Origin of the sequence: Microbacterium sp., assembly GCF_035277845.1 — a bacterium.
GTDB lineage: Bacteria > Actinomycetota > Actinomycetes > Actinomycetales > Microbacteriaceae > Microbacterium.
In genome coordinates this window covers 34,264-42,095 of sequence record NZ_DATEJS010000223.1, presented here as the reverse complement: position 1 = coordinate 42,095, position 7,832 = coordinate 34,264, and the positions used below count along the sequence as shown (strand labels likewise).

The window sequence follows — 7,832 nt, the reverse complement described above, 5'->3', positions numbered from 1 at the left end:
GGGGGCGTGACCCGGCTCAGCGGGGAGTGAGCGCGGTCGCCAGCGCGGCGAGCGCCTCGCTCGTGCCGGTGTCGATCTTCACGGTGGCGGCGGCATCCGCCCGCGTGGTGCCGCGATTGACGATCACGAGCGGCATGTGCTTGCGGCGCGCGCGCTCGGTGAAGCGGATGCCGGAGTTGACCACGAGCGAGGAGCCCGCCACCAGAAGCGCATCCGAGCCGTGCACCAGCTGCTCGGCGCCGCGGAACCGGCCCGCCGGGATGAACTCGCCGAAGAACACCACGTCGGGCTTGAGCACACCGCCGCACACCGTGCAGTCCGGCACGACGAAGCCGTCGGCGGACTCCGGGCGGACGTCCCCGTCCGGGCCGAGGGCGACCTCGGGGCCGGTCGCGAGCCACGGGTTGTCCGCCTCGAGGCGGCGCGCGATGTCGCGCCGGTCGAACACCTGGCCGCAGCGGGTGCACAGCACCCGGCGCATGGTGCCGTGCAGCTCGACGACGCGGGAGCTGCCGGCCCGCAGGTGCAGCCCGTCGACGTTCTGCGTGATGACGCCGGTCACGACGCCGGCGTGCTCGAGCGCGGCGACCGCGCGGTGCCCGGCATTGGGCTCGGCGGCCGCGAACGCCATCCAGCCGAGGTGGCTGCCGATCCAGTAGCGGCGGCGGGCGGCGTCGCTGGCGAAGAACTGGTCGACGGTCATCGGGGTGCGCCGCGGAGCGCCTTCGCCGCGGTAGTCCGGGATGCCGGAATCCGTGGAGACCCCCGCGCCGGTCAGCACCGCGACCCGCTTGCCCTGCAGCGCGTCGACGGCGCGGGTCAGCGCAGCCTCGACGGCCGGGTCGATGCGGATGTCGGTGCCGGGGGTCAGCATCATGGGTCACCTCTGCGTCGAGGCTACGCCGCTCGTGTTACGGGGGCGTGTCGGCGCGGGGCATCCTGGAGGGGTGAACCTCATCCCGATCGACGACGCCGCCGACCCGCGACTGGCCGACTACCGCGATCTCACGGACGTCGCCCTGCGGCGCGTGCTGGAGCCCGCGGGCGGCCTGTACATGGCCGAGTCGGCGAAGGTGATCGGGCGGGCGATCGCGGCCGGGCACCGGCCCCGATCGCTGCTGGTGCAGCAGAAGTGGATGCCGGATGCCGAGGCGCTGCTTGCGCAGCATCCAGACGTCCCCGTGTACCTCGTGTCGTCCGAGGTGGCGGAGTCCCTGACCGGCTACGTCGTGCACCGCGGGGCGCTCGCGGCGATGCACCGGCCGGAGCTTCCGTCGGTCGCCGCCGTGGTGGCGGGCGCCCGGCGGGTCGTCGTGCTGGAGGACATCGTCGACCACACGAACGTCGGCGCGATGTTCCGCGGCGCAGCCGGGCTGGGCGCGGACGCGGTGCTCGTCGGGCCGCGCTGCGCCGACCCGCTCTACCGCCGCAGCGTGCGGGTCAGCATGGGCACGGTCTTCCAGGTGCCGTGGACGCGGCTGCCGGGCTGGCCGGAGGCCGGCATCCTGCTGCGGGACGCCGGGCTGCACGTCGCCGCGCTCGCCCTGCGCGACGATGCGGTGCCGCTCGACGTGTTCGCGGCCGATCCGCCGGAGCGCGTCGCCCTGATGCTCGGCGCGGAGGGCGACGGCCTCAGCGCGCGGGCGCTCGCCGCCGCCGACACGGTGATCGAGATCCCGATGGCGGGCGGGGTGGACTCGCTGAACGTCGCTGCCGCCAGCGCCGTCGCACTGTGGGCGCTGCGCATCCCACCCGGTCGCTGAGGCAGCGCGGCCGCTGATCGGGCGGGACGGGACGGGCGGGCGTCAGCGCCACGCCGCGGCGTCCTCACCGAGCGCGGTCGTGATGTGCGCGTAGGCGAGTCGTGCCGCGCCCACCCGGATCGGGGAGTCCGCGAGCACCACGTCGCCGAGCCCGGTGCCGACGAGCGTACCCGGCACATCGGGCCGGCCACCGGTACCCGGCTCCGCGTCGCGCGGCATGGTGAGAAGCGTGTGCGCGGTGCGTGCGAGGGAGAGACGCCAGCTCGAGCCGCGGTCGGTGTCGAAGCGCTCGGCGAGGCCCAGGATCGCCGCCGCGGCGGCGAGGTAGCCGGTCGCCCAGTCGAGCGCTTGCACGGGCAGCGACACCGGGGCGGGTTCGCCGGTTGCCGTCATGCCGACGTGCGCGATCCCGCTCGCGAACTGCACGAGCGAGTCGAAGCCGCGGCGCTCGGCCCAGGGACCGGTCCACCCGAAGGCGCGCTCGGACACGTCGACGAGCCCGGGGCGCAGATGCCGTCTCGCCGCCTCGGACAGCCCGAGGTGATCCATCGCGCCGGCGCGGTAGCCGTGCACCAGCACGTCCGCCTCCGCGAGCAGCCCGTGCAGCACGCCCCGCTCGGCCGCGTCGTGCGCGTCGAGCCGCACGGAGCGCTTGCCGGCCATCACCATCGGCAGCACTCCCGGCTCGTCCCAGGTCGGCGGGTCGACGCGCAGCACGTCGGCGCCGAGGCCCGCGAGCACCTGTGTGCACGTCGGCCCGGCGATGACGCGGGTGAGGTCGAGCACGCGCAGTCCGGCGAGGGGCTGCTGCGGGGTCGGCACCCACGTGGTGGCGTCGTCCCACTTCGCGGCGGGGGAGTACTCGATGAGCGGCTCCAGCTGCACGGCCTGTCCGGGAGCCGACGCCGCCCAGGCGTCCGGGGAGCGGAACGCGGCGGATGCCCCGCCGGCATCGACGATCGCGGATTCGAGGTCCACGGCATCCCACCCGGCGATCCGCTCGCCGACGGATGCGCCGTCGACCGGCTCGGGGGCATCCGCAAGGCCCAGCACCTGCAGCAGCGCGGCACGGTGATGGGGGGCGTTCGCGTGCGTGCGGATCCAGGATCCGTCGCGCGTGGCGAACGCGGCCGACAGCGGATCCCAGGGCGGCGGCGGCGTCCAGCCGACCGGGCGCACCTGCAGCCCGAACCAGGTGTCGCACAGCGTCCGGTCGACGTGCACCTCCGCGGCCTCGGGGAAGCCGAGCTTCTCCATGAGGGCCGAGAGCGCGAGCGCGAGCGTGGTGAACGCCTCGGTCGCGAGACCGGACACCGGCAGCGCCGAGCGCAGGAACCCCGCTCCCTGAACTTCCACGGCGCCGGCGATGTCGAACTCGCGGCGCAGCGCATCGAACTCGGAACCCGACCCGGGCGTGCTCATGCTCGCACGATACGCCGATTCACGCGGCCACGCCGCTCACCCCTCCAGGCGCAGCACCGGGGCGGCCTCGGGCCGCTTCGGCAGGATGTGGTCGCCGCTGGACTGGTGCCGCAGGCGCCGCAGCACCCACGGCACGAGGTACTCCCGTGCCCACACGAGGTCGCCGGCCCGTGCCTCGCGCCATCCCCGCGCAGGCAGCGGGTCGGGGAGCATCGGCTGCAGGTCGTTGGGCACGTTGAGAGCCCGCAGCACCATCCGGGCGACCTCGTGGTGGCCGAGCGGGTTCATGTGCAGGCGGTCGTCGCTGAAGAACCGCATGTCCTGGACGGACTTCAGCGCCCACTGATCGGCGACGATGCAGTCGTACCGGTCGGCGATGCCGCGGATGTTCTCGTTGTAGATGGCGATCTTGCCGCGGATGCCGCGGAAGACCGGGGTGAAGTCCGTGTCGATGCCGGTGAACACGACGATGGTCGCACCGTCGCGCGAGAGGCGGGCGACCGCATCCTCGAAGAGCGCGCCCACGGTGTCCGGGTCGTGGCCGGGGCGGATCACGTCGTTGCCGCCCGCCGAGATCGTGATGAGGTCGGGTCGCAGCGCGAGGGCGGGCTCGATCTGGTCGTCGATGATCTGCCGGATGAGCTTGCCGCGGACGGCCAGGTTCGCGTAGGCGAAGTCGTCGGAACCGGCGGCCAGCACCTCCGCGACGCGGTCGGCCCAGCCGCGCAGACCGTTGGGCAGTTCGGGTTCGGGATCGCCCACGCCCTCGGTGAAGGAGTCCCCGATCGCGACGTAGCGATGCCAGGGGTGGGGCTCGCTGTTGCGCACGAGCGGGCTGCGGGATTCCGGCGATTCTGGCATGGTCCTCCTCGGCGACCGACCGGCTCTCAGACTAGCCCGACGGTCGATGTCGGAGCCCGTCTTTAAGCTCCCGCCGAGGGACCGCGGCCGTCGAACCTTTAGGGTGGATCGGGCGCACGAGGGGAGGATGCCGATGACAGTGGAAGCCGTTGCAGAGGATGCCGCACCGCCCGCCGTCGCATCGTCTCCCGCTTCCGACGCCCCCCTCACCGGCCCCGCTGACGGACGGCACGCGAGCTTCGCCGCCGAGCACCTGTCGCCGTCGTATCCGCAGCGCGCCCCCTGGGGCACCGCGCAACGGCTGCGGGCCTGGCAGGCCGAGGCGCTCGACCTCTACTTCAGCCTGGACGGCCCCGACGGCGTCGGCTCCGGTCCCCGTGACTTCCTCGCCGCCGCGACCCCGGGCGCAGGCAAGACGACCTTCGCCCTGCGCCTCGCGAGCGAGCTGCTGCGCCGCCGCATCGTCGACCGCATCGTGGTCGTCACACCGACCGAGCACCTGAAGACGCAGTGGGCGGATGCCGCCGCCCGCGTGGGCATCCGCATCGACCCCGAGTTCAGCAACCGGCACACGAGCCCCGCGCGCCACTACCAGGGCGCCGCGGTCACCTATGCGCAGGTGGCCGTCAAATCCTCCGTGCACGAGCACCTGATCCTCGAGAAGCGCACGCTCGTCATCCTCGACGAGGTCCACCACGGCGGCGACGCCCTCAGCTGGGGCGACGCCCTGCGCGACGCGTACCGCCGCGCCACCCGGCGTCTCCTGCTCTCCGGCACGCCCTTCCGCAGCGACACCGCGCCCATCCCGTTCGTCGAGTACCACCCCGACGAGAAGGGCATCCGCGTCTCGCGCACCGACTATGCGTACGGCTACCGGCGCGCACTCGAAGACGGGGTCGTGCGTCCGGTCATCTTCCTGGTCTACGCCGGGCACATGCGCTGGCGCACCAAGACCGGCGACGAGATGGAGGCCCAGCTCGGCCAGGACAACACGAAGGACATCACCTCCCAGGCCTGGCGCACCGCGCTGAACCCCGAGGGTGACTGGATTCCCGCGGTGCTGCGATCCGCCGACCGGCGCCTCACCGAGGTGCGCGAGCAGGTGCCGGATGCCGGCGGCCTCGTCATCGCGACCGACCAGACCGCGGCGCGCGCGTACGCGCAGATCCTGCACGACATCAGCGGTGAGCAGCCCACCGTGGTGTTGTCGGATGAGGCCGAGGCCTCCGCCCGCATCGAGACGTTCTCGCAGGGAACGAGCCGCTGGATGGTCGCAGTGCGCATGGTGTCCGAGGGCGTCGACGTGCCGCGACTCGCGGTCGGCGTCTACGCGACGAGCGCCTCCACCCCGCTCTTCTTCGCCCAGGCGATCGGCCGCTTCGTGCGCGCCCGCCGGCGCGGCGAGACCGCGAGCGTCTTCCTGCCGAACGTGCCGCAGCTGCTCGCCCTCGCGAACGAGCTGGAGCGGCAGCGCGACCACGCCCTGGACCGCGACGGCGACTCGGACGAGTGGAACGCCGAAGAGGACATGATGGATGCCGCCGAGCGCGAGGAGCGGGCATCCGAAGCGCTCACCGAGGAGTTCTCGTACCAGGCGCTCGCCTCCCAAGCGCACTTCGACCGCGTCATGTTCGACGGGCGCGAGTTCGGCCAGCTGGCGGTGCCCGGTACCCCCGAGGAGGAGGAGTTCCTCGGGCTTCCGGGCCTTCTCGAACCGGAGCACGTGCACGAGCTGCTGATGCAGCGCCAGGTGCGGCAGAGCCGGCATCGCACCGCCCGCGAAGCACGCGAGGGCGCCGCTCAGCCCGGTGCGGACGGCCCGGCAGCGGATGCCCCGCCGCAGGCGCTGCACCGCACCCTCAAGGAGCAGCGGCAGCTGCTGAACAGCCTGGTCGGGCTGTACGCCCGGCAGAGCGGGGAGCCGCACGGCGCCGTGCACGCCGAGCTCCGCCGCCTGTGCGGAGGCCCGGCCGTGCCGCAGGCGACGGTGACCCAACTGCAGGCGCGCATCGACCTGCTGCGGCGTCGCGTGCACTCGTAGAATCGGCGTCGTGGACGCCGACTACGCGTTCGAATCCCGGTGGAGCGTGGCGGCCCCCCCGGAGCGGTGCTGGCCGATGCTCGAGCGTGCGCTGCGACCCGGGCGGTCCTGGTGGCCGGGCGTCTCGGTCCCGGACCCGCCCGAGCGGATCGAGCCGGGTGCCCTGCTCACCTTCCGGGTGCGCAGCCGCCTCGGCTACGTGCTGCGCATGCGGCTGCGGATCACCGACGTGCAGTCCGGCATCCGCATCGCCGCGGCCAGCACCGGCGATCTCGAAGGCCACGGCTCGATCGAGCTGCAACCGGAGGGCCCGAGCGACACGCTGATCACGATCCGGTGGCAGGTCGCCACGCGCCGGCCCTGGATGAATCGGACGGCGCGCGTGCTGCGCCCCGTGTTCGAGGCCGCCCACGCCCGCGTGATGCGCGACGGGGAGCGGGGCCTGGTCGCAGCGCTCGCTTCGGAGGTCCGAAATGCTGGCAATCGGGGCGAATCCGCGGAACCCGGTCCTGTGGCTGGTTAGCGTTGAAGCATCCCTGATCGCCGTCGCCCTTTGGAGGGTTCCTCGAGCATGCCCGCGCCGACCTTGCCGCCCGCAGCCCCGACCGCCCGCGATCGCCGCCGCTGGGCGCAGTATCTCGTCAACGAGCGCGCCGAGGCCCGGGTCTACAGCCAGCTCGCCGACCGCCGCGAGGGCGAGGAGGCGGACATCCTGCGTGCCCTCGCCGGAGCCGAGGGGCGCCACGAGGCGCACTGGCTGGAACTGCTCGGCGGCGAGCCCGCGTCACTGCCGCGCGCGTCGTTCGGCACGAGCCTGCTCGGCTGGATGGCCAAGCACTTCGGTTCGATCTTCGTGCTCGCCCTGGCGCAGAACGCCGAGGGGCGCTCCCCGTACGACGACGACCCGCACGCGACGCCTGCCATGGCCGCGGACGAGAAGGTGCACCGCGAAGTGGTGCGCGGGCTTGCGGCGCGGGGCCGTCGTCGCCTGTCCGGCACGTTCCGCGCCGCCGTGTTCGGGGCGAACGACGGCCTCGTCTCCAACCTCGCGCTGGTGATGGGCATCGGCGCCACCGGCGTCTCGGCGAGGATCGTGCTGTTCTCCGGGATCGCAGGCCTGCTGGCCGGCGCGCTGTCGATGGGCGCCGGGGAGTTCGTGTCCGTGCGGTCCCAGCGCGAGCTGCTCGCCGCGACCGAGCCGAGTGACTTCGCGGATGCCGCGCTGCCGCACCTCGACCTCGACGCCAACGAGCTGGCGCTCGTCTACCGCACGCGCGGGATGCCGGAGGATGAGGCCCTGAACCGGGCGCGCCGTGTGATCGAAGCCTCCAAGCTCTCGGATGACCGTGATCCGCTGACCGGGCCGGTCGCGGTCGCCTCCGAGCACGAGGTGATCGGCAGCGCGTGGGGGGCGGCGCTGTCGAGCTTCTGCTTCTTCGCGTCCGGAGCCGTCATCCCGGTGCTGCCGTGGATCTTCGGCCTGTCGGGGGTCGCCGCGGTGCTGCTCGCGCTGCTGCTCGTCGGCGTGGTGCTGATGTCGACCGGCGCCATGGTCGGCCTGCTGTCGGGTGCCCCGCCGCTGCGCCGCGCGCTGCGTCAGCTCGCCATCGGCTTCGGCGCCGCGGCCGTGACCTACGTGCTCGGCCTGCTCTTCGACGTCACGCTCCACTGACCCGATCCGCCGGGCGGTCTTCGCGGAGAGGCCGCCCGCACGACGAAGAAGGCCTCCCTTTCGGGAGGCCTTC

7 protein-coding genes are annotated in these 7,832 nt (G+C 73.3%); 4 read left to right on the top strand and 3 right to left on the bottom strand.

Features of this window, described 5'->3' with window-relative positions:
* Window positions 1-16 precede the first annotated feature (16 nt).
* Window positions 17-874 carry a Sir2 family NAD-dependent protein deacetylase gene (locus VJR25_RS09735; protein WP_324114776.1) on the bottom strand — a complete coding sequence of 286 codons (858 nt, stop codon included), beginning with the start codon at window positions 872-874 and terminating at the stop codon, window positions 17-19.
* A gap of 73 nt (window positions 875-947) precedes the next feature.
* Between VJR25_RS09735 and VJR25_RS09730 the strand changes: the two genes are divergently transcribed.
* On the top strand, window positions 948-1,763 hold the full coding sequence (locus VJR25_RS09730; RefSeq protein WP_324114772.1) for an RNA methyltransferase: 816 nt from the start codon (window positions 948-950) through the stop codon (window positions 1,761-1,763).
* Window positions 1,764-1,805: 42 nt separating this feature from the next.
* Here VJR25_RS09730 and VJR25_RS09725 read toward each other — a convergent pair whose 3' ends face one another.
* Together VJR25_RS09725 and VJR25_RS09720 are read right to left on the bottom strand one after the other, a co-directional pair.
* The gene (locus VJR25_RS09725; RefSeq protein WP_324114771.1) at window positions 1,806-3,185 is read right to left on the bottom strand and encodes a CoA transferase; all 1,380 of its coding nucleotides are present in this window, start codon (window positions 3,183-3,185) and stop codon (window positions 1,806-1,808) included.
* A 36-nt stretch (window positions 3,186-3,221) separates the two neighbouring features.
* Window positions 3,222-4,046: an SGNH/GDSL hydrolase family protein gene (locus tag VJR25_RS09720; RefSeq protein WP_324114770.1), complete on the bottom strand. Its 825-nt coding sequence runs from the start codon at window positions 4,044-4,046 to the stop codon at window positions 3,222-3,224.
* A 133-nt stretch (window positions 4,047-4,179) separates the two neighbouring features.
* Between VJR25_RS09720 and VJR25_RS09715 the strand changes: the two genes are divergently transcribed.
* Genes VJR25_RS09715 through VJR25_RS09705 form a run of 3 tightly spaced genes read left to right on the top strand, consistent with a single transcriptional unit; the run spans window position 4,180 to window position 7,759 of the window.
* On the top strand, window positions 4,180-6,087 hold the full coding sequence (locus VJR25_RS09715) for a DEAD/DEAH box helicase (RefSeq protein WP_324114769.1): 1,908 nt from the start codon (window positions 4,180-4,182) through the stop codon (window positions 6,085-6,087).
* Between the two features lie 10 nt (window positions 6,088-6,097).
* Window positions 6,098-6,610, top strand: a complete 513-nt coding sequence (locus VJR25_RS09710) for a hypothetical protein (RefSeq protein WP_324114768.1) — start codon at window positions 6,098-6,100, stop codon at window positions 6,608-6,610.
* 48 nt (window positions 6,611-6,658) lie between these two features.
* A complete protein-coding gene (locus VJR25_RS09705; RefSeq protein WP_324114767.1) occupies window positions 6,659-7,759 on the top strand; it encodes a VIT1/CCC1 family protein in 1,101 nt (366 codons plus the stop codon).
* Window positions 7,760-7,832 lie beyond the last annotated feature (73 nt).

Bases quoted from the DNA above. Each gene is read 5' to 3' on its own strand.
- VJR25_RS09735 (WP_324114776.1), bottom strand. From the start codon at position 874: ATGCTGACCCCCGGCACCGACATCCGCATCGACCCGGCCGTCGAGGCT.
- VJR25_RS09725 (WP_324114771.1), bottom strand. From the start codon at position 3,185: ATGAGCACGCCCGGGTCGGGTTCCGAGTTCGATGCGCTGCGCCGCGAG.
- VJR25_RS09720 (WP_324114770.1), bottom strand. From the start codon at position 4,046: ATGCCAGAATCGCCGGAATCCCGCAGCCCGCTCGTGCGCAACAGCGAG.
- VJR25_RS09715 (WP_324114769.1), top strand. From the start codon at position 4,180: ATGACAGTGGAAGCCGTTGCAGAGGATGCCGCACCGCCCGCCGTCGCA.
- VJR25_RS09705 (WP_324114767.1), top strand. From the start codon at position 6,659: ATGCCCGCGCCGACCTTGCCGCCCGCAGCCCCGACCGCCCGCGATCGC.